This window comes from Kineococcus sp. AC630 (assembly GCF_979255925.1).
On the sequence record NZ_CEEDMJ010000013.1, the window covers coordinates 37880 to 60163 of the forward strand.

Annotated in this window: 19 protein-coding genes; 13 read left to right on the plus strand and 6 right to left on the minus strand. The window is 71.8% G+C overall.

Annotated features, from left to right (window positions below; translation table 11 throughout):
- Nucleotides 1-57 precede the first annotated feature (57 nt).
- Together AC0I8G_RS14805 and cls are read left to right on the plus strand one after the other, a co-directional pair.
- Nucleotides 58-654, plus strand: a complete 597-nt coding sequence (locus tag AC0I8G_RS14805) for a TetR/AcrR family transcriptional regulator (protein WP_471730590.1) — start codon at nt 58-60, stop codon at nt 652-654.
- A complete protein-coding gene (cls, locus tag AC0I8G_RS14810; RefSeq protein ID WP_471730591.1) occupies nt 651-2102 on the plus strand; it encodes a cardiolipin synthase in 1452 nt (483 codons plus the stop codon). The genes AC0I8G_RS14805 and cls overlap by 4 nt, the downstream gene beginning before the upstream one ends.
- Before the next feature lie 92 nt (nt 2103-2194).
- On the opposite strand, the gene aroC is transcribed toward cls, so the two are convergent.
- From aroC to AC0I8G_RS14825, 3 genes are all read right to left on the minus strand, one after another.
- Nucleotides 2195-3430 (minus strand): chorismate synthase, encoded by a 1236-nt coding sequence (gene aroC, locus AC0I8G_RS14815; RefSeq protein WP_471730592.1) that lies wholly within the window; start codon nt 3428-3430, stop codon nt 2195-2197.
- An 84-nt stretch (nt 3431-3514) separates the two neighbouring features.
- On the minus strand, nt 3515-3991 hold the full coding sequence (locus AC0I8G_RS14820; RefSeq protein WP_328293171.1) for an Lrp/AsnC family transcriptional regulator: 477 nt from the start codon (nt 3989-3991) through the stop codon (nt 3515-3517).
- Between the two features lie 93 nt (nt 3992-4084).
- Complete coding sequence (locus AC0I8G_RS14825) at nt 4085-4756, minus strand: GntR family transcriptional regulator (RefSeq protein ID WP_471730593.1); 672 nt, start codon at nt 4754-4756, stop codon at nt 4085-4087.
- 154 nt (nt 4757-4910) lie between these two features.
- Between AC0I8G_RS14825 and AC0I8G_RS14830 the strand changes: the two genes are divergently transcribed.
- The 7 genes from AC0I8G_RS14830 to purU all read left to right on the plus strand — a co-directional run bounded on the left by AC0I8G_RS14830 (nt 4911) and on the right by purU (nt 14035).
- Nucleotides 4911-5651: an IclR family transcriptional regulator gene (locus AC0I8G_RS14830; protein ID WP_471730695.1), complete on the plus strand. Its 741-nt coding sequence runs from the start codon at nt 4911-4913 to the stop codon at nt 5649-5651.
- 95 nt (nt 5652-5746) lie between these two features.
- A complete protein-coding gene (locus AC0I8G_RS14835) occupies nt 5747-7027 on the plus strand; it encodes a sarcosine oxidase subunit beta family protein (protein ID WP_471730594.1) in 1281 nt (426 codons plus the stop codon).
- Nucleotides 7028-7038: 11 nt separating this feature from the next.
- Entirely contained in the window at nt 7039-7308 is a 270-nt protein-coding gene (locus AC0I8G_RS14840) for a sarcosine oxidase subunit delta (protein WP_328293167.1), read from the plus strand.
- Complete coding sequence (locus tag AC0I8G_RS14845; protein WP_471730595.1) at nt 7305-10160, plus strand: glycine cleavage T C-terminal barrel domain-containing protein; 2856 nt, start codon at nt 7305-7307, stop codon at nt 10158-10160. The genes AC0I8G_RS14840 and AC0I8G_RS14845 overlap by 4 nt, the downstream gene beginning before the upstream one ends.
- Nucleotides 10150-10737, plus strand: a complete 588-nt coding sequence (locus tag AC0I8G_RS14850; protein WP_471730596.1) for a sarcosine oxidase subunit gamma — start codon at nt 10150-10152, stop codon at nt 10735-10737. The genes AC0I8G_RS14845 and AC0I8G_RS14850 overlap by 11 nt, the downstream gene beginning before the upstream one ends.
- A 2-nt stretch (nt 10738-10739) precedes the next feature.
- Nucleotides 10740-13196 (plus strand): GcvT family protein, encoded by a 2457-nt coding sequence (locus AC0I8G_RS14855; RefSeq protein WP_471730597.1) that lies wholly within the window; start codon nt 10740-10742, stop codon nt 13194-13196.
- Nucleotides 13193-14035, plus strand: coding sequence for a formyltetrahydrofolate deformylase (gene purU / locus AC0I8G_RS14860; protein ID WP_471730598.1), 843 nt, complete (start codon nt 13193-13195; stop codon nt 14033-14035). The genes AC0I8G_RS14855 and purU overlap by 4 nt, the downstream gene beginning before the upstream one ends.
- A 20-nt stretch (nt 14036-14055) precedes the next feature.
- Here purU and AC0I8G_RS14865 read toward each other — a convergent pair whose 3' ends face one another.
- The gene (locus AC0I8G_RS14865) at nt 14056-14394 is read right to left on the minus strand and encodes a bifunctional 3-phenylpropionate/cinnamic acid dioxygenase ferredoxin subunit (protein WP_328293162.1); all 339 of its coding nucleotides are present in this window, start codon (nt 14392-14394) and stop codon (nt 14056-14058) included.
- Nucleotides 14395-14475: 81 nt separating this feature from the next.
- On the opposite strand from AC0I8G_RS14865, the gene AC0I8G_RS14870 reads away from it, so the two are divergent.
- The 3 genes from AC0I8G_RS14870 to AC0I8G_RS14880 are packed head-to-tail and all read left to right on the plus strand — an operon-like array spanning nt 14476 to nt 19137.
- A complete protein-coding gene (locus AC0I8G_RS14870) occupies nt 14476-15948 on the plus strand; it encodes an aldehyde dehydrogenase family protein (protein WP_471730599.1) in 1473 nt (490 codons plus the stop codon).
- Between the two features lie 22 nt (nt 15949-15970).
- Nucleotides 15971-17548 (plus strand): APC family permease, encoded by a 1578-nt coding sequence (locus AC0I8G_RS14875; protein ID WP_471730600.1) that lies wholly within the window; start codon nt 15971-15973, stop codon nt 17546-17548.
- Nucleotides 17545-19137 (plus strand): GMC family oxidoreductase, encoded by a 1593-nt coding sequence (locus AC0I8G_RS14880; protein WP_471730601.1) that lies wholly within the window; start codon nt 17545-17547, stop codon nt 19135-19137. The genes AC0I8G_RS14875 and AC0I8G_RS14880 overlap by 4 nt, the downstream gene beginning before the upstream one ends.
- Here AC0I8G_RS14880 and AC0I8G_RS14885 read toward each other — a convergent pair.
- Nucleotides 19121-19624, minus strand: a complete 504-nt coding sequence (locus AC0I8G_RS14885; protein ID WP_471730602.1) for an SRPBCC family protein — start codon at nt 19622-19624, stop codon at nt 19121-19123. The genes AC0I8G_RS14880 and AC0I8G_RS14885 overlap by 17 nt on opposite strands.
- A gap of 158 nt (nt 19625-19782) precedes the next feature.
- Between AC0I8G_RS14885 and AC0I8G_RS14890 the strand changes: the two genes are divergently transcribed.
- Nucleotides 19783-21393 carry a BCCT family transporter gene (locus AC0I8G_RS14890; RefSeq protein ID WP_471730603.1) on the plus strand — a complete coding sequence of 537 codons (1611 nt, stop codon included), beginning with the start codon at nt 19783-19785 and terminating at the stop codon, nt 21391-21393.
- Nucleotides 21394-21426: 33 nt separating this feature from the next.
- Here the strand turns inward: AC0I8G_RS14890 and AC0I8G_RS14895 are convergent, their stop codons facing one another.
- Nucleotides 21427-22209, minus strand: coding sequence for an IclR family transcriptional regulator (locus AC0I8G_RS14895; protein WP_471730604.1), 783 nt, complete (start codon nt 22207-22209; stop codon nt 21427-21429).
- Between the last annotated feature and the right edge of the window lie 75 nt (nt 22210-22284).

Here is a 22284-nt window from a genome sequence, read left to right on the forward strand (position 1 = left end):
GCAGGTACAGTGACGTCCGGACGGCACCGGACGTCCACGGTGACGGGCGGGAGATCGATGACGGCGACGGTCGGCGACGGACGTCCGCCGGGGCCCGGTCGCACCCGCCTGCACGAGGCGGCGCTGCGGTTGTTCGCGGAGCACGGCATCAGCGGCACGTCGTTGCAGATGATCGCCGACGAGATGGGCGTCACCAAGGCCGCGGTGTACCACCACTACAAGACCAAGGACGAACTCGTCGTCGGGGTGGTCGCGCCCTTCCTCGACCGCGTCCTCGAGATCGTCGAGCGGGCGCGGGCCCGGCGGGGTCGTCGGGCGCAGGTCGAGACCACCCTCACGGGTCTCGTGGACCTCATCGTCGAGGTCCGCCGGATCTACGTCGTCGCGGCGGTCGACCCGGTGTTCGCCCACCTGCAGGAGCACCACCCGCGCATGCGCGAGATCGGTGAGGAACTGCGCGAACTGCTCGCGGGGCCGGACGCCGACGACGCGCAGCGGGTGGCGACGGTGTTCTTCCTGACCGGGATGGTCGGCCCGCTGGGCGACGAGACGTGCCGGGACATCCCGGACGACGCCCTGCGCAGGATGCTCATGGACATCGGTCGACGGTTCCTGCTGCCGCGCAGGGCACCTCGGATGGTGAGCTGCCGGTGAGCCTGATCGCGATCCTCAGCGAGGCCCTCGTGGTCCTCGACTACGTCGTGAAGGTGGTCGCGGTCGGAACCGTTCCCGAGAACCGGAAACCCGGTTCCTCCTCGGCCTGGCTGCTGCTCATCCTCTTCCTGCCGATCGTCGGGTTGCCGCTCTTCCTGCTGCTGGGCAGCCCCTACGTCACCGGCCGTCGCCACCGTCTGCAGCAGCAGGTGAACCAGGTCATCGCCGAACGCGTCGAGGACCTCCCCTCGCTGCCGCCGGGTCTGGTGGCCGACGCGCACCTCGCCTCGCTGCTCGGGCTGAACCGCCGGCTCACCTCGCTGCCCTGCGTCTCCGGCGACCACCGGCGGCTGCTGCCGGACGGGGAGTTCGTCGGTGCGCTCGCGGCGGCCGTCGCGACCGCCGAGCGCAGCGTGCACGTCGAGTTCTACATCGCGGCCCTCGACGCCACGACGGAACCCTTCTTCGACGCGCTGCGCGACGCCGTCGCGCGCGGGGTGACGGTGCGCTTCCTCTACGACCACCTCGGGTCGCGCAAGTACCCCGGTCACACCCGCATGAACGAGCGGCTCACCGCCGACGGCGTCGAGTGGCACCGCATGATGCCGATCGACCCGTTGCGCGGCCGGTGGCGTCGCCCGGACCTGCGCAACCACCGCAAGCTCGTCGTGGTCGACGGCCGGACGGGTTTCGTCGGTTCCCAGAACCTCATCGACCCGGGCTACCTCGTCCGCAAGAACGTCCGCGCCGGGCGACGCTGGGTCGACCTGAACGTGGAACTCACGGGGTTCGTCGTCCAGTCGCTGGAGTCGGTGTTCGCGACCGACTGGCTCGCCGAGACGGGGGAGACGCTGACGCAGGCGGACGCTGTGGGGCCGGAACCGTCCGGCGGCTCCACGGGCGCGTTCCAGGTCGTCCCCTCGGGTCCGGGGTTCCCGACGGAACCGAACCTGCGGATGTTCTCCGCGCTGATCCACGCCGCGACCCGTTCGGTCTCCGTCGTCAGTCCCTACTTCATCCCCGACGACGGTCTGGAACAGGCCATCACGACCGCGGCCTACCGGGGCGTCGACGTCGAGCTCTTCGTGTCCGAGAAGGCGGACCAGTTCATGGTCCACCACGCGCAGCGGTCGTACTACACGACGCTGCTCGACGCCGGGGTCCGGATCCACATGCTGCCGTTCCCCGCCGTCCTGCACAGCAAGGTGCTGGTCGTGGACGGCGAACGGGCCGTCATCGGGTCCAGCAACATGGACATGCGCTCCTTCAGCCTCGACTACGAGGTGTCGCTGCTCGGCCTGGAACCCGCGTTCGTCGGGGAGCTCACCGCGAAGGTCTCGGAGTACCGCGAACGGTCCCGGGAACTCACGCCGGCGGAGTGGTCGCAGCGACCCCTCCGCCAGCGCTACCTCGACAACGTCATGCGCCTCACCGCCGCGTTGCAGTGAGACCCCGGCCCACCCGTCCGCGGCCACTCCTGGGAGGGTTTCCACCCTTCACGACGTGAGGTGGGGTGGAAACCTTCCCAGGAGTCGGTCGATCAGGGGTTGGCGACGTGGATCTTCAGGCCGTCGAGGTAGGACGCGACGTTCGCGCGCACCTGCTCGACGTTGTCGCCGCCGAACTTCTCCAGCACCGCGTCGGCGAGCACGAGCGCCACCATGGCCTCAGCGACGACACCCGCCGCGGGGACGGCGCAGACGTCGGAACGCTGCGCGATCGCCTGCGCTGCACCGCCGGAGGAGGTGTCGACGGTGTCCAGGGCGCGCGGGACGGTCGAGATGGGTTTCATCGCGGCGCGGACCCGCAGGACCTCGCCGTTGGTCATGCCGCCCTCGATGCCGCCGGCCCGGTCGGTGCGGCGGCGGACGGTCATGCCCTCCGCCCCGTCCCCGCCGTCGGTGCGCTCGATCTCGTCGTGCGCGGCGGAACCGCGGCGGCGGGCGGTCTCGAAACCGTCGCCGACCTCGACGCCCTTGATGGCCTGGATGCCCATGAGCACCGCGGCGAGACGCGCGTCGAGCTTGCGGTCCCAATGCACGTAGGACCCGAGGCCCGGCGGCAGGTCGTGCACGACGACCTCGACGACCCCGCCGAGGGTGTCGCCCTCGGTGTGGGCCAGGTCGATCTCGGCGACCATCGCCGCGCTGGTCGCGGGGTCCACGCAGCGGACCGGGTCCGCGTCGATGACGTCCCGCTGCCCGCGGGCGGGGACGACGCCGGCGGGGGCGGCCACCGTGCCCAGCGACACCACGTGCGAGACGACCTCGGCCCCGACGGTCTGGGCCAGGAAGGCGCGGGCGACCTCGCCGAGGGCGACGCGGGTCGCGGTCTCGCGGGCCGAGGCGCGTTCCAGCACCGGCCGGGCGTCGTCGAAGCCGTACTTCTGCATGCCGGTGAGGTCGGCGTGGCCCGGGCGCGGCCGGGTCAGGGGGGCGGAACGGCCCCGGGCCGGCAGTCGGCCCGGCTCGTCGTAGCGGCGGCCCTCGGCGTCGACCGGGTCCGCGGCCATGACCTCCGACCAGCGCGGCCACTCGGTGTTGCCGATGCGCAGCGCGATCGGACCGCCCTGCGTGACCCCGTGGCGGATGCCGCCGATGACCTCGAGCTCGTCCTGCTCGAAGCCCATCCGGGCGCCGCGGCCGTGGCCGAGGCGGCGACGGGCGAGCGCCGCGCGGATCTGGGCGCTGTCGACCTCCACCCCCGCGGGGAGGCCTTCGAGGATCCCCGCGAGCGCGGGTCCGTGGGATTCACCTGAGGTCAGCCAGCGCAGCACGCGCCTGATTCTGCCGCACCGGGGGGCCCCGACCTCGCCGCGAGGGGGTCGGGGGGCCCGGGAACGGCCGGGTGGTGCCGCCGATCAGTCGGCGAGGTCGCTCAGCAGCGGGTCGATCCGGTAGGGCACGAGTTCGCGCATGGCCAGCGAGGTCCGGGTCCGGACGACCCCGGGGATGGACAGCAGCCCCTGTCCCACCCGGTAGAGGTCGTCGGCGTCGCGGGCCACGACCCGGCACATGAGGTCCCCGTCACCGGTGATGCCGTGCACCTCGAGCACCTCGGGGGTGTCCTTGAGCCGGCGCAGGGTGTCGTCCTGCTGCCCCTGGTGGATCTCGATCATGACGAACGCGGAGACCGAGAACCCCAGCGCGGCGGGGGCGAGCCGCCGGGAGAACCGGTGCAGGACGCCGTCGGCCTCGAGGCGTTCGAGGTGCGCCTGGACCGTCCCCCGGGCCAGACCCAGCTGGCGCGAGAGGCCCAGCACGGTCGCGCGGGGATCCTCGTCCAGGGCGAGGAGGATCCGGGCATCGATGGTGTCGAGACGGCGCACGGGTGACATCCTGGCGCATCCGAGGCCGTGCTCGGCGAGCAATGTGCCCACTCGATCGTGTCTCCGGTGCGTTTTGTGGTCGGAGCGGGTGGTGCGCGGCGTTCAGAGGACGCCGCGCACGGTCTCCTCGAAGCCCGTGACGTGCTCGTGGGCCAGTCGCGCCGCCTCGTCGGCATCGCCCGCGACGATCGCCTCCAGCAGGGCCACGTGCTCACCGACGTGTCCGGCGAAGGTCGGGAGCCGGTCCAGGACGAGGCACCAGATCCGCGTCGCGAGGTTGTCGTGGCGGACGAGGACGTCCGCGAGGTAGGCGTTCCCGCAGTGCCGGTAGATGCTGCGGTGGACCTCGACGTCGTGACGCATGAGTTCGCGCTGGGTCAGCGTCCCACCGTCGACCTCGGCGTGCAGGCCGGCGACGGTGCGGGCGAGTTCGCGCATCTCCGAGCGCGCGGCCGCACCCGCCCGCCGGGCCGCGCCGGCGGCGGCGAGGGGTTCCAGGGCGCGGCGGATCTCGGAGATCTGGCCCAGGTCCGTCATGTCCACGGTGGTCGCGAACGTGCCCCGGCGGGGGTAGGCGACGACGAGGCGGTCGGCCTCGAGGCGTTTGAACGCCTCGCGCACCGGCGTCCGCCCGACGCCGAACTCCTTGGCGAGGGCGTCGTCGTGGAGCGGCTCACCGGGTCTGATGTCGAGCACGAGCAGGCGGTCGCGCAGCCGCTCGTAGGCCTGGTCGGCCAGCGTCGGGGCCGGCTCCAGCGAGGTCTCCGCACTCACGGCAGCATCCTAGGCGGCTGTCCGCGGACTGGTACGTCAGTCCGCCGGCAGCGCGGTCCGCTCGGGCGGTGGCCCGGCGACCCGTTTGAGACCATGTCGGCGTGAGGACCACGTGAAGGACACCCCCGGCGGCGACGCACCGCGCACCTCGCCGGTGCAGTCCGTCGACCGGGCCGTCACGATCCTCGAGGTCCTCGCCGAGCTCGGGGAGTCCGGGGTCACCGAGATCTCCCAGCGCCTCGACGTCCACAAGTCGACGGCGTTCCGGCTGGTGACCGCGCTGGAGGGCCGCGGGCTGGTCGAACAGGTCGGGGACCGCGGCAAGTACCGGCTGGGGATGGCCGTCGTCCGCCTCGCCGGCGCCGTCGCCGACCAGCTGGACGTCACGCGCCGGGCCCGTCCGGCGTGCGAGGAGCTGGCCGCCGCCACCGGGGAGACCGTGAACGTCGCCGTCGCCGACGGTGACGCGGCCATCAACGTCGACCAGGTCCGGGGCGCGTCCTCCGTGGTGACCCACAACTGGGTGGGGGAACGCACGCCGTTGCACGCGACGTCGAGCGGGAAGGTGCTGATGGCGTTCTGCCCGCCGGTCCGCGCGGCCGGGGTGTCCGGCCGGTTGCGCCGCTTCACCGACGCCACCCTCGTCCGTCGTCGTGACCTCGAGGAGGTCCTCGACAAGATCGCCGTCGACGGGTACGCGACGACGCTGGAGGAGCTCGAGGTCGGGCTCCACGCCGTGGCCGCGCCGGTGCACGGCCCCGACGGGACGGTCGTCGCGGCCATCAGCGTCTCCGGTCCGGCCTACCGCCTCACGACGGAACGGCTGCTCGAGGTCGTCCCCGCCGTCGTGGAGGCCGCCGCCAGGGCGTCGCAGGCCCTGGGCGGGCGTCCGTGAGGGCCGCACTCGTCCCTTGACGTCGATCGCGGCCCGCCCCTAGGCTCGTCGACGACTGATATACCAGTCGTCGAGACCCCGACGGAGACGAGCCGATGACCACAGTGGACGCCTTCTCGCGCGACCCGGGTGACGCCGTTCCCCACCCCCCGCGCACCCCGGGGGCGGACCTGCCGGAGCACCCGGACTTCCTGTGGCGCAACCCCGAGCCGAAGGCGTCCTACGACGTGGTGATCGTCGGCGGTGGTGGGCACGGGCTGGCGACGGCGCACTACCTGGCCAAGAACCACGGCATCACGAACGTCGCGGTGCTCGAGAAGGGCTGGCTGGCGGGCGGGAACATGGCCCGCAACACCACGTTGATCCGCTCGAACTACCTGTGGGACGAGTCGGCGGGGATCTACGAGCACTCCCTCAAGCTGTGGGAGGGCCTCGAGGAGGACCTCGACTACCCCATCCTCTTCAGCCAGCGCGGGGTGCTGAACCTGGCGCACACGCTGCAGGACGTCCGGGACTCGGTGCGCCGGGTCGAGGCGAACAAGCTCCAGGGCGTGGACGCGGAGTGGCTGGACGCGGACGAGGTCCGCAAGGTCTGCCCGATCGTGAACACCTCCCAGGACATCCGCTACCCGGTGCTCGGGGCGACCTACCAGCCGCGGGCGGGGATCGCGAAGCACGACTACGTGGCGTGGGGCCTGGCGCGGCGGGCGGACGAGGCCGGGATCGACATCATCCAGAACTGCGAGGTGACGGGTTTCCGCACCGACGGCGACCGGGTCACGGGCGTGCGCACCACGCGCGGCGACATCGCGTGCGGCAAGGTCGCGCTGACCGCGGCGGGGAACACGTCGGTGCTGACGGACCTGCTGGGTTTCCGGGTGCCGATCCAGTCGCACCCGTTGCAGGCACTGGTGTCGGAACTGCTGGAGCCGGTCCACCCGACGATCGTCATGTCCAACGCCGTGCACGTGTACGTCTCCCAGGCCCACAAGGGCGAACTGGTGATGGGGGCCGGGGTGGACTCCTACAACGGCTACGGGCAGCGGGGCGCGTTCCACATCATCGAGCGCCAGATGGCGGCGGCCGTGGAGCTGTTCCCGGTCTTCGCCCGCGCCCACCTGTTGCGGACGTGGGGCGGGATCGTGGACGTGACCCCCGACGCGTCGCCCATCGTGGGCAAGACCCCGTTCGAGAACGTCTACCTGAACTGCGGCTGGGGGACGGGTGGTTTCAAGGCGACGCCGGGGGTGGGGTCGGTGTTCGCGCACACGGTCGCGCACGACGAGCCGCACCCGTTGAACGCGGCGTTCTCGCTGGACCGCTTCGTGTCGGGTCGCCTGGTCGACGAGCACGGCGCTGCCGCCGTGGCGCACTGAGGGAGGTCGTCGTGCAACTCATCGAGTGCCCGTGGTGCGGGCCGCGCGAAGAGGTGGAGTTCCACTACGGGGGCCAGGCGCACGTCGCCTACCCCGAGGTCCCCGCCGAGACGAGCGACGAGGCGTGGGCGGAGTACCTGTTCTTCCGCGACAACACGAAGGGGTCGTTCGCGGAACGGTGGTCGCACAGCGCGGGGTGCCGGCGCTGGTTCAACGCCGTCCGGGACACCACCACCTACCAGTTCACGACGGTCTACCGCGTCGGGGAGAGGGCCTCGTGAACACCACCACCCAACCCTTCCGCACCCCGACCGGGGGCCGCGTCGACCGCGACCGGACGCTCGAGTTCACCTTCGCCGGCCAGACCCTCACGGGGCACCCCGGCGACACCCTGGCCTCGGCGCTGCTCGCGCACGGCATCCACCAGACCGGCACGAGCATCCGCCTCGGCCGCCCCCGGGGGATCGGGGCGGCCTGGGCCGAGGACCCGGGCAGCCTCGTCCAGGTCGAGGAACCCTTCCCCGAGCCGATGCTGCTGGCCAGCACCCTGGAACTCTTCGACGGCCTCGTGGCCCGGGGCATCCCCGGTCAGGGCAAGCTCGCCGAGGTTCCCGACTCCGCCCACTACGACCGCTCGCACCTGCACGTCGACGTCCTCGTCGTCGGGGCGGGGCCGGCCGGGCTCGTCGCCGCGCTCACCGCGGCCCGCACCGGCGCCCGCGTCGCGATCGTCGACGAGCAGTCCGAGGCGGGTGGCGCGTTGCTCGGCGGCACCGACGTCCTCGACGGTGCCCCGGCGACGGAGTGGGTCGCGGCGGTCGTCGCCGAACTCGCGGGGTCCGCCGACGTCACCCACCTGCAGCGGACGACGGCCTTCGGCGTCTACGACGACGGTTTCGTCCTCGCCGTCGAGCGCCGCACCGACCACCTCGGCGCGTCCGCCCCCCGGAACCTGTCGCGGCAACGGGTCTGGCGCATCCGGGCCGAGCACGTCGTCGTCGCCACCGGCGCGCACGAACGTCCCGTCGTGTTCGCCGACAACGACCGACCGGGCACGATGCTCGCCGGGTCCGCCCGGACCTACCTGCACCGCTACGGAGTCCTCGCCGGGAGCCGGGCCGTCGTGTTCACCACCAACGACAGCGCCTACGCCGCCGCGTTCGACCTCGCCGCCGCGGGGGTTCCCGCGACCGTCGTCGACGTGCGGGCGACGGTGTCCGAGCACCTGCTCCGCACCGCCGCGGCGCTCGGGATCGAGGTCCTCGCGGACTCCGTCGTGCACGGGACCACCGGGGTGCAGCGCGTCACCGGGGCGTCGGTCTCGGGTGCGGCCGGCGAGCGGGAACTCGCCTGCGACCTGCTGCTGGTCAGCGGCGGCTGGAACCCCGCGGTCCACCTCTTCAGCCAGGCCCGCGGGCGGTTGCACTTCGATCCCGTGCTGGGCGCCTTCCTGCCCGCCGACGAGGTCCGCGGCATGACCGTCGCCGGGGCCGCCAACGGCACCCTCGACCTCGCCGGAACCCTCGCCCGGGGTCGGGACGCCGCGGTGACCGTGCTGACGAACCTCGGTCTCGACCTGGCGTCCCCCCCGGCCTTGCCCGAGGTCGCCCCCGAACCCCTCCCGGCCGACCCGGCGCTGCTCTGGCGGGTCGAGGGCCCGCCCGAGCGGCAGTTCGTCGACGTGCAGCGCGACGCCACCGTCGCCGACGTCCAGCGGGCCGTCGGGGCCGGGATGCGCTCGCCCGAGCACGTGAAGCGCTACACCACGATCGGTACCGCGCACGACCAGGGGAAGACCTCGGGGATCCTCACCTCCGGCATCCTCTCCGAACTGCTGGGGGCCGGTCCGGACGCCGTCGGCACCACGACGTTCCGGCCGCCCTACACGCCGGTCGGCTTCGCGACCCTGGCCGGGCGGGAACGCGGCCGGTTGTTCGACCCCGAACGCACCGGCGCCGTCCACGCGTGGCACGTCGCCGCCGGTGCGGTGTTCGAGGACGTCGGGCAGTGGCGACGACCGCGCTACTACCCCCGCCCGGGGGAGGACGTGGAGACGGCCGTCCTGCGCGAGTGCGCCGCCGTCCGGACCTCGGTGGGCATCCTCGACGGTTCCACGCTCGGCAAGATCGACGTCTCGGGTGCCGACGCGGGCGAGTTCCTCGACCTGCTCTACACCAACCTCGTGAGCTCGCTGAAGGTCGGCCGCGCCCGCTACGGCGTCATGTGCGGCCCCGACGGCATGGTCCTCGACGACGGCACGGTCCTGCGACTGGCCGACGACCGGTTCCTCGTCTACACGACCACGGGCGGGGCCGCGAAGGTCCTGGACTGGATGGAGGAGTGGCTGCAGACCGAGTGGCCGCACCTGCGGGTGCACCTCACCTCGGTGACGGAACAGTTCTCGACCTTCCCCGTCGTCGGACCACGCTCGCGCGACGTGATCGCCGCCGTGTTCGGGGTCGACGCCTCCGCCGAGGCCTTCGGGTTCATGACCTGGATCGACGTCGAGTTCGAGGGTGTCCCGGTCCGGCTGTCGCGCATCAGCTTCTCGGGGGAACTGGCCTGGGAGGTCAACGTCCCCGGCTGGTACGCGGCCCCGGTCTGGGAACGTCTCGTCGCGGCCGGCCGGGAGTTCGGCATCACCCCCTACGGCACCGAGACGATGCACGTCCTGCGGGCCGAGAAGGGTTACCCCATCATCGGTCAGGACACCGACGGCACGGTGACCCCGCACGACCTCGGCCTCGGGTGGGCCGTGTCGAAGAAGAAGGCCGACTTCCTCGGCAAGCGGTCCTTCAGCCGGGCGGAGAACCTGGACCCACTGCGCAAGCAATTGGTGGGTCTGCTGCCCGTGGACGCCGAGACGGTGCTGCCGGAGGGTTCCCAGATCGTCGAGCTCGTCCCCGGTGGTGTGCTCGGGGAACTGCCCGCACCGCCGGTCCCGATGCTCGGGCACGTGACGTCCAGCTACCGCAGCGCGTTCCTCGGCCGGCCGTTCGCGCTGGCCCTGGTCAAGGGCGGGCACGCGCGGACCGGTGACCGCCTCAGCGTGCCGGTGAACGGTTCGCTGGTGACCGTCGAGGTCACCTCCGCCGTCCTCGTCGACCCCGAAGGAGCCCGTCGTGACGGTTGAGACCCTCCCGCGCAGCCACGCCCTGTCCGCCCGCGCCGACCTGACGGAACTCACCGGCGGTCTCGTCACCGTCGAGGAGTTCCAGGCGGGGGTGTCGCTGCGGGTCCCGCCGGGGCCCGGGGCCGCCGTCGCCGCCGGGATCCTCGGCGCGGACCTCCCGGTGCGGAACAACACCTGGGCCGTCACCGAGAGGGGGCGCGCCGTGTGGCTCGGCCCCGACGAGTGGCTCGTCACGGAACCCGCGGTGTCCGCCCGCAGCGGCCTCGACCTGGAGACGACCCTGCGCACCGCGGTGACCCCGTTCGGGGGGACGGCCGTCGACGTCTCCGCCCAGCGGGTCGGTCTGCGGCTCGCCGGTCCGCACGCCCGGGCGGTGCTGGCCAAGGGCTGCTCGATCGACGTCCACCCCCGCAGCTTCGCCCCGAACGCCTGCGCCCAGACGACGCTGGGTCAGGCCGGCGTGGTCCTGCTCTCGCTGGGCAGCACCGGCGACGCGTTCACCCTCCTCGTCCGGTCGTCGTTCGCGGGGTACCTCGCCGACTGGCTGGTCGACGCCACCCTCGAGTTCAGGAGCTGACCGTGACCGACCCCCGAGTGGTGATCATCGGCGCCGGCATCGTCGGCGCCAACCTCGCCGACGAACTCGCCCTGCGCGGCTGGACCGACGTCACGGTCCTCGACCAGGGACCGCTCCCGCTGACCGGGGGTTCCACCTCGCACGCGCCGGGCCTGGTGTTCCAGGCGAACGCCTCGCGCACCATGACCGAACTCGCCCGCTACACCCGGGACAAGTTCTCCGGCCTCGACGTCGACGGCGCCTGGTGCTTCAACCCCGTCGGCGGTCTCGAGGTCGCCACGACGCCGGAACGCCTCGCCGAGATCGAGCGCCGGCTCGGGTGGTTGCAGGGCAGCGGGGTGGGGGCGGAGGTCCTCTCGCCCGCCGAGTGCGTCGCGAAGCACCCGCTGCTCGACCGGGAACAGGTCCTCGGCGGGTTGTACGTCCCGACCGACGGTCTGGCCAAGGCTCCGCGGGCGGTGACGGCGCTGATCCGGCGGGCGTCGGCGGCCGGGGTGGAGTTCCGCGGGGGAGTCCGCGTCCTCGGCGTCGAGCAGTCCGGTGGCCGGGTCACCGGCGTCACCACCACCGACGGCCTCGTCCCCGCCGACGTCGTCGTGTCCGCCGCCGGGTTCTGGGGACCGGCGATCGGCGCGATGGTCGGGATGCGCGTCCCGCTGCTGCCGCTGGCCCACCAGTACGCCAGGACCGGCCAGGTCGAGGAACTCGTCGGGCGCAACTCCGAGCTGCAGGAGGCCGGGTTGCCCATCCTGCGCCACCAGGACAGGGACCTCTACTACCGCGAGCACGGCGACCGCGTCGGCATCGGCTCCTACGCGCACCGGCCGATGCCCGTCTCGCTCACGGACCTCGAGGAGGACGGCGAGGTCACCGCCACGTCCATGCCGTCGATGCAGCCGTTCACCGAGGAGGACTTCGCACCCTCCTGGGAGGACACGCTGACGCTGCTCCCCGCGCTGGCCCGGACCAAGGTCGAGGAGGGGTTCAACGGCATCTTCTCCTTCACCCCCGACGGCGGGTCGCTGGTCGGGGAGTCGCGCGAGGTCGCGGGGTTCTTCGTCGCCGAAGCGGTCTGGGTCACGCACTCCGCCGGGGTCGCACGGGCCGTGGCCGAACTCCTCGTCGACGGCCGGAGTTCGGTCGACCTGCACGCCCTCGACGTCCACCGCTTCGAGGACGTCCAGCTCGACCCCGGCTACGTCAGCGAGACCGCGCAGCAGAACTTCGTCGAGGTCTACGACATCCTGCACCCGTTGCAGCCCCGGCAGTCCCCGCGCGACCTGCGGGTCTCGCCCTTCCACGCGAGAGAGCAGGCCCTGGGCGCGTCCTTCCTCGAGGCGGGCGGGTGGGAGCGTCCGCACTGGTACGAGGCGAACGCCGGCCTGGTCGACGAACTGCCCGCGGAGTGGGTTCCGCCCGTCCGGGAACCCTGGGCCGCGCAGTTCCACTCACCCATCGCGGCCGTGGAGGCGTGGAAGACCCGCACCGCCGTCGCGATGTACGACATGACCCCGCTCAAGCGGGTCGTCGTCTCCGGCCCCGGCGCGGTGGAGTTCCTCGAAGGGCTGACGACGTCGAAGATGGACAAGTCGATCGGGTCCGTCACCTACACGTTGTTCCTCGACCCCGCCGGCGGCGTGCGCAGCGACGTGACGGTCGCCCGGCTCGGTGCGGAGGAGTTCCAGATCGGCATCAACTCCGGGGCCGACGTCGCCCACCTCGAACGCGAGGCACCCAGGGGCGTCTCGGTGCGGGACACCACCGGGGGCACCTGCTGCATCGGGTTGTGGGGGCCGCTGGCCCGCGACGTCATCGAGCGGGTCTCCGCCGACGACTTCTCCAACGACGCGCTGAAGTACTTCCGGGCGAAGGAGGCGACCGTCGGCGGGGTTCCGGTCACCGCGATGCGGCTGTCCTACGTGGGGGAGCTGGGCTGGGAGATCTACACCAGCGCCGAGCACGGCGCCCGGTTGTGGGACGCGCTGTGGAGCGCCGGTCAGGAGTCCGGGATCGTCGCCGCCGGGCGGGCCGCCTTCAACAGCCTCCGGCTCGAGAAGGGCTACCGGTCGTGGGGGACCGACATGACCACCGAGCACAACCCCTACGAGGCCGGGGTGGGTTTCGCCGTCCGGTCCCCGCTGGACAGCTTCACCGGAGGCCCCGCGCTCGCCGGGGTGTCCGCGGACACGGTGCAGCGCAAGCTGACCTGCCTCACCGTCGACGACGGTTCCTCCGTCGTGCTAGGGGGTGAACCCGTGTCGGTGGGTGGCGCCGTCGCCGGCTACGTCACCAGCGCCGCGTTTGGCCACACCGTCGGACGGCCGATCGCCTACGCCTGGCTGCCCGCGTCCCTGCAGGTCGGGGACGGCGTGGAGATCTCGTACTTCGGACGGCCGGTCGCGGCGAGCGTCGCGGCCGAACCCCTCGTCGACCCCGGGATGGAGAAGATCCGCGGATGAACGTTCCCCGCACCCTGACGTTGAGCTGTCCCCAGCGTCCGGGCATCGTGCACGCCGTCAGCTCGTTCCTGTTCTCGCACGGCTGCGACATCGTCGAGCACCAGCAGTTCGACGACCGGACCAGCGGCAGGCTCTACTCGCGGACCGCGTTCTCGGGCGAGACGTGCATCAGTGACCTGGAGGCCGAGTTCGCACCGGTCGCGGCGGAGTACGGGATGGAGTTCTCCCTCGCCGGGGAACGACCCACCCGCATCCTGGTGATGGTCTCCAAGATGGGGCACTGCCTCAACGACCTCGTCTTCCGCTGGCGTTCGGGCAGCCTCGGCGGCGAGATCGTCGCCGTCGTGTCCAACCACGAGGACCTGCGGCCGATGGCCGAGGCCGCGGGTCTGCCCTTTCACCACGTCCCGGTCACCGCGGCGACGAAACCCCGGGCCGAGGCGCGGCTGCTGGAACTCGTCGGGGAGCACGAGGCCGACCTCGTCGTCCTGGCCCGTTACATGCAGGTCCTCTCCGACGACGCGTGCCGGTCCCTGCACGGGCGGGCCATCAACATCCACCACTCGTTCCTGCCGGGTTTCAAGGGTGCCAAGCCCTACCACCAGGCCTTCGACCGCGGGGTGAAGCTCGTCGGGGCCACGGCCCACTACGTGACCCCCGACCTCGACGAGGGCCCGATCATCGAGCAGGAGGTCATCCGCATCGACCACACCCACGACCCGGTCGCCCTGGCCACGGTGGGCCGGGACGCCGAGGCGCTGGCGCTGTCCCGCGCGGTGAAGTGGCACTGCCAGCAGCGCGTCCTGCTCAACGGCCACTCCACCGTCGTCTTCCGCTAGAACCCGTCAGTCAGAACCCGTCAGTTCGGACGCGGCGTCCCGACCTCGACCACGACCTCCCCGTCGACGACCTCGACGAGGTGCGTCCGCACCGGGGTGAGGGCGGGAGGGCTCCACGGCACACCGGTCCGCAGGTCGAAGGCCGAGGCGTGCCGGGGGCACTCCACCGCGCAGTCCTCCACCCAGCCCTCGGCCAGGGACTCGTCGGCGTGGGTGCAGGTGTCGTCGATGGCGAAGAGTTCGCCGTCGACGTTGAAGACCGAGACGGGCGCGGTGAGTTCGGGGCGGTCGAGCCGCACCACCTCACCGGGGGGCAGGGCGGCCAACGGGCAGGCCACCACCCGGGTTCCAGCAGACATCTGGTGTTCCTCCTTGCACGCGATCACTTCCAGCTGGGATGGTCCCACCCGGACGCCCACCCCACACCTGAGGAGGACCCAGTGCCTGAACTCTTCGTCGCCGGTGAGTGGCGCTCGGCCCTGGCCGGGGAGACGCGCGAGGTCGTCAACCCCTACGACGGCCGGACCTTCACCGTCGTGGACGAAGCCGGCGCTGCCGACGCGGAGGCCGCCGTCCTCGCGGCCCGGGCCGCCTTCGACGAGGGCACCTGGCCCTCGACGCCCGTCGCCGAGCGCGCGGCCCTGCTGGAGCGCACCGCGGACCTGCTGCAGCGCGACCGCGAGGAGATCGCGCGCACCGAGACCCTGGACACCGGCAAGACGCTGGCCGAGGCCCGCATCGACGTCGACGACGTGACCGCGGTGTTCCGGTACTACGCCCGGGAAGCCCTCGTCGAGGTCGACCGCACGGTCGACACGGGCCGCGACGACGTCCTCAGCCGGGTCGTGCACCACCCCGTCGGCGTCTGCAGCCTCATCGCGCCCTGGAACTACCCGTTGCTGCAGATGTCGTGGAAGGTCGCCCCGGCGCTCGTGGCGGGCAACACGGTGGTCCTCAAACCCAGCGAGGTCACCCCGCTGAGCACGATCCACCTGGTGAAGCTGCTCGCCGAGGCGGGGGTTCCCGACGGGGTCGTGAACCTGGTCCTGGGTGGCGGCGCGGCGGTGGGGCCCACGCTGACCAGCCACCCCGCCGTCGACCTCGTCTCCTTCACCGGCGGGCTCGCGACCGGTCGCGGGATCCTCAAGGCCGCCGCCGACACCGTGAAGCGCGTGACCGTCGAACTCGGCGGCAAGAACCCGAACATCGTCTTCGCCGACGTCGACCTCGAGGTCGCGGTCGACACCGTCCTGACCGGGGTGTTCCTGCACTCCGGGCAGGTCTGCTCCTCGGGGACCCGGCTGATCGTCGAGGAGTCGATCGCCGACGACCTCGTCGCGGGGGTCGTCGAACGGGCCCGGCGCATCCGCTTCGGCAGCGGCCTGGTCGACGGGGTCGAGAGCGGACCGCTGGTCTCGGCCCAGCACCGGGAGAAGGTGGAGGCCTACGTCGCGCTGGGCCTGGAGGAGGGCGCGACGCTCCTGACCGGCGGCCGGCGCCCGGACGACCCGGACCTGCAGCGGGGTTTCTTCTACGAACCGACGGTGTTCGACGGGTGCGACCGCTCGATGCGGATCGTGCAGGAGGAGACGTTCGGTCCGATCCTCACCGTGGAGAGGTTCCGCACCGAGGCCGAGGCGGTCGCGCTGGGCAACGACACCACCTACGGTCTCGCCGGCGCGGTGCAGACCCTCGACGCCGACCGCGGTGACCGGGTGGCGGCCGCCCTCAAGCACGGCACCGTCTGGATCAACGACTTCGGTCCCTACGTCCCGCAGGCCGAGTGGGGCGGCCAGCGCATGTCCGGCAACGGCCGGGAGCTCGGGCCGTCCGGCCTGGCGGAGTACCGCGAGAGCAAGCACGTGTGGCGCAACACGCGACCCGCAGCCCCGGGTTGGTTCACGGCTTCCTGACCTTCGAGCACACGGAGACACGATGACGACGAGTGGGGCAACCAGCAGCACGACGGATTCGCACGGTCTCGACGAGTACGGGTACAAACCCGGGCTCGAACGCAGCATCGGTTCCTTCGCCAGCTTCGCCGCGGGCGTCAGCTACATCTCGATCCTCACGGGCACGTTCCAGCTCTTCTACTTCGGGTTCGGCACCGCCGGGCCGAGGTACCTGTGGTCCTGGCCCATCGTCTTCGTCGGTCAGCTCATGGTGGCGCTGTGCTTCGCCGAACTCTCCAGCCGCTACAGCGTCGCGGGTTCGCTCTACAACTGGACGAAGCGCCTCGCGTCGCCGACCGTCGCCTGGGCCGCGGGCTGGACGATGCTCGTCGCCTCGATCGTGACCCTCGCCGCCGTCGTCCTCGCGGTGCAGCTGACGCTGCCGCAGTTGTGGTCGGGCTTCCAGTTCTTCGGGGACGGTTCGGACCCGACGGACTACGCGCTGAACGCCGTCGTCCTCGGGGGGATCGTCGTCGTGTTCACGACGATGGTCAACGCCTTCGGCGTCAAGCTGATGTCGCGCATCAACTCGACCGGGGTGTTCCTCGAACTCATCGCAGCCGTCGTCATCATCGTCCTGCTGGCCGTCCACGTGACCCGCGGTCCCGGCGTCGTACTGGAGACCCGCGGCGTCGGCGTCGACCACAGCGGCGGCTACTTCGGCGCGTTCCTGGTGGCGGCACTGGCGTCGGGGTACGTGATGTACGGGTTCGACACCGCCAGTTCGCTGGGCGAGGAGACCAAGGACCCGCGGCGCACCGCCCCCAAGGCCGTGCTGCGCGCGGTCGTCGCCTCGTTCGTGCTCGGCGGGTTGATCCTGCTGCTGGGCCTCATGGCCGTCCCCGACGTCGACGACCCGGAACTCGCGTCCGCGACGGGCGGGTTGCAGCACCTGGTGCTGGCGACCGTGGGGTCCGGTTTCGGCAAGCCGTTCCTGGTCTGCGTCGTCATCGCCGTCCTGGTCTGCTCCCTCGCCGTGCACACCGCCACCATCCGGATGATGTTCGCGATGGCCCGCGACAACAACCTGCCGGCGGGGGAGAAGCTCGCCCGGATCAGCCCGCGGTACAAGACCCCCGTCGTGCCGGCCGTCGTCGTCGGGGTCATCGCCATCGTGATCCTCGTCGTGAACGTCGGTCAGCCGCAGATCTTCCTGGTCCTCACCAGCCTCGCGGTCGGCATGATCTACCTGGCCTACCTGCTGGTGACGATCCCGCTGCTGGTCGCGCGGTTGCAGGGCCGCTGGCCCGTGCCCATGCCGGACGGGTCGAAGGCCCCGTTCTCGCTGGGGAGGTGGGGTCTGCCGGTCAACGTCGTCGCCGTCCTCTGGGGCCTGGGCATGATGGTCAACCTGCTGTGGCCGCGCGGGGAGGTCTACAACCCCGCGGCACCGTTCCACTGGTACCTCAAGTGGGGCGCGCTGCTGTTCATCGCCGTCGTCCTGGGCGGCGGTGTCCTCTACTACCGGTTGCGGTTGCGGCACCACTCCGGGGTCCTCGCCAGCCACGCGAGCGAGGTCGCGCTTCCCGTGGAGCCCGCGACGAAGGAAGGGATGCAGTGAGCGAGTTCAGCGACCTGGGCGAGTTCGACTACGTCGTCGCCGGTGGGGGGACGGCCGGGTGCGTCGTCGCCGCCCGGCTCTCGGAGGACCCCGACGTCACCGTCTGCGTCCTCGAGGCCGGCCCGAGCGACGTGGACGACCCCAACATCCTCGTGCTGGCGGACTGGATGCACCTGCTGGACTCCGGCTACGACTGGGACTACCCCGTCGAACCGCAGGAGAACGGCAACAGCTTCCTGCGCCACGCCCGGGCGAAGGTCCTCGGGGGATGCTCCTCGCACAACTCCTGCATCGCCTTCCACCCCCCGGCGGAGGGTCTGGACGCCTGGGAGGCCCTCGGCTGCACCGGGTGGGGGGCCGCCGACGTCCTGCCGCTGGTCCGCCGGCTGGAGAACAACGCCGCCGCCGGGCCGCACCACGGCACTGACGGTCCCGTCCGGCTCCGGGACGTCCCGCCGCTCGACCCGTGCGGCGTCGCCCTGCTCGAGGCCGCCGCCGCGGCGGGGTTGCCGACGGTGCAGTTCAACCGGGGCGAGACCGTGCGCCAGGGAGCGGGCTGGTTCCAGATCAACTCCGGGGAGGACGGCTCGCGCATGTCCTCCTCGCACGCCTACCTGCACCCGGTCATGGCGTCGCGGCCCAACCTCACCGTGAAGACCGGGTACTGGGTGGAGAAGGTCGTCGTCGAACCCGGCGAGGACGGGGCCCCGCGGGCGAGCGGGGTGCAGTTCCTCGCCCCCGACCTCGTCCACCACGGCACGGTCAGGGCGCGGCGCGAGGTCGTGCTCTCGGCGGGGTCGATCGACACCCCGAAACTGCTCATGCTCTCCGGCATCGGGCCCGCGGCGCAGCTGAAGGAGTTCGGTCTCGACGTCCTCGTCGACTCCCCGGGGGTGGGGGAGAACCTCGACGACCACGTCGAGGGTCTGGTCTTCTGGGACGCGCTGCAGCCCATGGTGACGAGCTCGTCGCAGTGGTGGGAGATCGGGCTCTTCGCGACGACCGGGCTGGCCGACCCGGCGGCCGGGGTCCCGGACCTGATGATGCACTACGGCTCGGTGCCCTTCGACATGAACACCGTGCGGTGGGGATACCCCACCACGGACAACGGGTTCTGCCTCACCCCGAACGTCACCCAGGGCCGGTCCCGGGGGACGGTGCGGTTGCGTTCGCGCGACTTCCGGGACCGGGCCCGGGTCGACCCCCGGTACTTCACCGATCCCGAGGGGCACGACCTCGCCGTCATGACCGCCGGGATCCGGCTGGCCCGGAGGATCGTCGCGCAGGCCGAGATGGCCGGGTGGGCCGGGGCGGAACTCGCCCCGGGCCGGGACGTGGTGACCGACGACGAGATCGCCGACTACGTGAAGAAGACCCACAACACCGTCTACCACCCCAGCGCGAGCGCGAAGATGGGCCCGGACTCCGACCCGATGGCGGTCTGCGACCCGGAACTGCGGGTGCGCGGGGTGCGGGGTCTGCGGATCGCCGACGGGTCGATCATGCCGTTCCTGCCGGCCGTCAACCCGAACATCACGACGATGGCCATCGGCGAGAAGTGCGCCGACCTGCTCAGGGCCGCCCGCTGACCCCCGGTGTCTCCACCGCGGCGGCGAGACGGTCGAGGGTGCGGCGCAGCGCGTCCTCGGGGATCCGCGGGAAGCTGATCCGGGCCAGGAGGGCCGGATCGGTGACCCGCGACCAGTCGTAGGTGTGCGTCACCCGGACCCGGCCGGGGCCGAGGGGTTCCAGGGCCCAGCTCCACCACAACCCGGTCGGGTGCTTCCCGGGGCGGGCGGTCTCCCAGGTCAGCAGCGCGTCCGGGACGAACTCGACGACGAGGTTCTCGGTCTCGTAGTCCGACACCTCGGGGTGCCCGAGGGCGGTCTGGTCCATGGACATCACGAACACCTGACCGGTGCCGGTGAGCACGGAGGTCCCCGCCGCCGCCCGCACGGTGTCCGAGCCGTCGATCTCGGGGTGGCGGCGCGGGTCGGCGAGCAGGGCGAACACCGTTCCCGCGTCCGCGGCGACCTCACGGGTGACGACCGTCTGCTGCGCTGCGTCCTTCGTCATGGTCGCGACGGTAGTGGACGTGCGTCCCGTGTTTCGAGGGTGTTGGATCGATGTTCCGTTCTCGTGAACCTGTTGCTCATCGCGCAACAGCGGTCCTAGGCTGCGAAGGCTCCACTCCCACCCACGGGTGCCCGCACCCCCTCCGGAGAGGACCCGGCATGGCGATCGACCCAGGGGTCAGCGAGAAGCACGCCAAGCTCCCCCTCGACAAGCCCGTCCTGCTCGTCTCACTGGCCGTGCTGGCGATCCTGCTGGTGATCGGCGTCGTCGTCCCCGAACAGCTCGCCTCCGGCAGCGGCGCGGTCCTGAGCTGGATCACCACCAACCTCGGCTGGGCCTTCGTGATCGGCGCCACCGGCTTCGTGGTGTTCGCGCTGGTCCTGGCGTTCAGCAAGGTCGGCAGGATCCGCCTCGGCCGCGACGACGAGCGTCCCGAGCACTCGCGCGCCTCGTGGATCGCGATGATGTTCTCCGCCGGGATGGGCATCGGCCTCATGTTCTACGGCGTCACCGAACCGGTGACCCACCTCATGACCCCGCCCGAGGCCGGCGTCGCGGCCGGTACGAACGCGGCCGCCGACACGGCGATGAGCTACACGCTCTTCCACTGGGGTCTGCACCCGTGGGCCATCTACGCCGTCGTCGGCCTGGCCCTGGCGTACTCCAGCTACCGCAAGGGCCGGACCGGTGGCTTCTCGGCCGTGTTCGCGCCCCTGCTGCGCGGTCCGCGGGCCAAGGGCGCGGCCCGGGCCATCGACGTCCTGGCGATCTTCGCGACGATCTTCGGGTCCGCGGTCAGCCTCGGCCTGGGGGCGGCCCAGATCAACGGCGGTCTCTCCGAGGTCTTCGGTGCCGGCAGCGGGACGAGCTGGCAGGTCGGCATCATCGTCGTCCTGACCGTCTGCTTCGTCATCAGCGCCATCAGCGGCATCGAGAAGGGCGTCAAGATCCTCTCGAACACCAACATGGTGCTCGCCGGGCTGCTCCTGCTGTTCCTGTTCGTCGTCGGACCGACGGTGTTCATCCTCAACCTCATGCCCAACGCGGCCGGCGACTACCTCGCCGCACTGCCGGCGATGTCGGTGCGCACCGGCGCCTACGGCGGCGGCGACTGGCTGTCCGGCTGGACGATCTTCTACTGGGCCTGGTGGATCTCGTGGACGCCCTTCGTCGGGGCGTTCCTGGCCAAGATCTCCCGCGGCCGCACGATCCGTGAGTTCGTCGTCGGCGTCATGCTCATCCCGACCCTGGTCAGCCTGATCTGGTTCTCGGTGTTCGGCGGCACGGCCATCCACGAGCAGCTGACCGGGGCGCTGGACGTCCTCGCCGGCGACTCGCAGGAGACCCAGATGTTCGCGCTGCTCCAGCAGTTCCCGCTGGCCACGGCGACCTCGATCCTGGTCGTGGTGCTGGTGGCGATCTTCTTCGTCTCCGGGGCCGACGCGGCGAGCATCGTCATGGCCTCGCTCTCCAGCTTCGGCGACGACGAACCCCGCCGGTGGCTCACCGCGATGTGGGGCGCGCTGACCGGTGTGGTGGCGATCGTCCTGCTCTACGCGGGTGGGCTGCAGGCGCTGCAGAACGTCACGATCATCGCGGCGACACCGTTCCTCGTCGTCATGGTGTTCATGTGCGTGGCCGTGGTGAAGGACATCCGCAGCGACGGGATGATGCGACCGGTCTCCGGCCCGACGCTGCGGGTCCCGGACACCGCGGTGCACCTCAACGGTGTCGACCGGAAGGTGGTCGAGGTCCCCGCCGGGGAGTGAGCGGACCGACCCCCGTCCCCGTCGGGACGGGGGTCAGCCCGGTTTCAGGTGGCCGAGCCGCCAGGAGATCCGGGCGGCGGCGTCGAGCAGCGGCGCGCGGAACCCCGGCAGCGTGTCGGGGTTCACGCGGTAGCTGGGGCCGCCGACGGTGAGGGCGCCCACGACGGCGTCGTCGGCGTTGCGCAGGGGGGCGGCGATCACCACGAGCCCGAGTTCGTGCTCCTCGACCACGCTGGCCCACCCGCGGGTGCGGACCTCGTCCAGTTGCGCGCGCAGGGCGGAGGGGGCGGTGACGGTGGCCTCGGTGAATCGGGGGAGCCCGCGGCGCAGGGCGACCTCCAGCTCCTCCGGGGTCATGGCGGCGAGGAACACCTTGCCGGCGGCGGTGGCGTGCAGGGGGCCCCGTCGGCCCACCCAGTCCGAACTGCTCACGATGGACCCGCCCGCGGCCTGGTCCACGGTGGTGACCTCCAGACCGTCGCTCACGACGACGTTCACGGTCTCGCCCACCGTCGCCGCCAGTTCCTGGGCGAGGGGACGGGCCGAGGCCGCGACGTCGATCCCGCCGACGGCGCCCGCGGCGAGCCAGCGGACGGTCTGGCCCAGGCGGTACCGGCCGCGGTCGCCGTCCTGCTCGACCAGGCCGCGGGCCTCCAGCGTGGACAGCAACCGGAAGACCGTCGACTTGTGCACGCCGACGTCGCTCGAGAGTTCCGTCACCCCGGCGGCGCCCCGCCGGGCGAGGGCCTGCAGCAGGGAGACGGCCCGGTCGACGGACTGCACGGTGGAGTCACGGGGGCCGTTGCGGGGAGGCACCCGCAGACCCTACCCACCCGCCGTGCGGGTTACGGCCGTGTTTCGTCGAAACCCGTTGCCGCCCCTGGCTTCGGG

Excerpts from the sequence above, each read along its gene's own strand:
- AC0I8G_RS14805 (WP_471730590.1), top strand. The coding sequence starts at position 58 with ATGACGGCGACGGTCGGCGACGGACGTCCGCCGGGGCCCGGTCGCACC.
- AC0I8G_RS14820 (WP_328293171.1), bottom strand. The coding sequence starts at position 3,991 with ATGTCACCCGTGCGCCGTCTCGACACCATCGATGCCCGGATCCTCCTC.
- AC0I8G_RS14835 (WP_471730594.1), top strand. The coding sequence starts at position 5,747 with ATGACCACAGTGGACGCCTTCTCGCGCGACCCGGGTGACGCCGTTCCC.
- purU (WP_471730598.1), top strand. The coding sequence starts at position 13,193 with ATGAACGTTCCCCGCACCCTGACGTTGAGCTGTCCCCAGCGTCCGGGC.
- AC0I8G_RS14865 (WP_328293162.1), bottom strand. The coding sequence starts at position 14,394 with ATGTCTGCTGGAACCCGGGTGGTGGCCTGCCCGTTGGCCGCCCTGCCC.
- AC0I8G_RS14875 (WP_471730600.1), top strand. The coding sequence starts at position 15,971 with ATGACGACGAGTGGGGCAACCAGCAGCACGACGGATTCGCACGGTCTC.
- AC0I8G_RS14885 (WP_471730602.1), bottom strand. The coding sequence starts at position 19,624 with ATGACGAAGGACGCAGCGCAGCAGACGGTCGTCACCCGTGAGGTCGCC.
- AC0I8G_RS14890 (WP_471730603.1), top strand. The coding sequence starts at position 19,783 with ATGGCGATCGACCCAGGGGTCAGCGAGAAGCACGCCAAGCTCCCCCTC.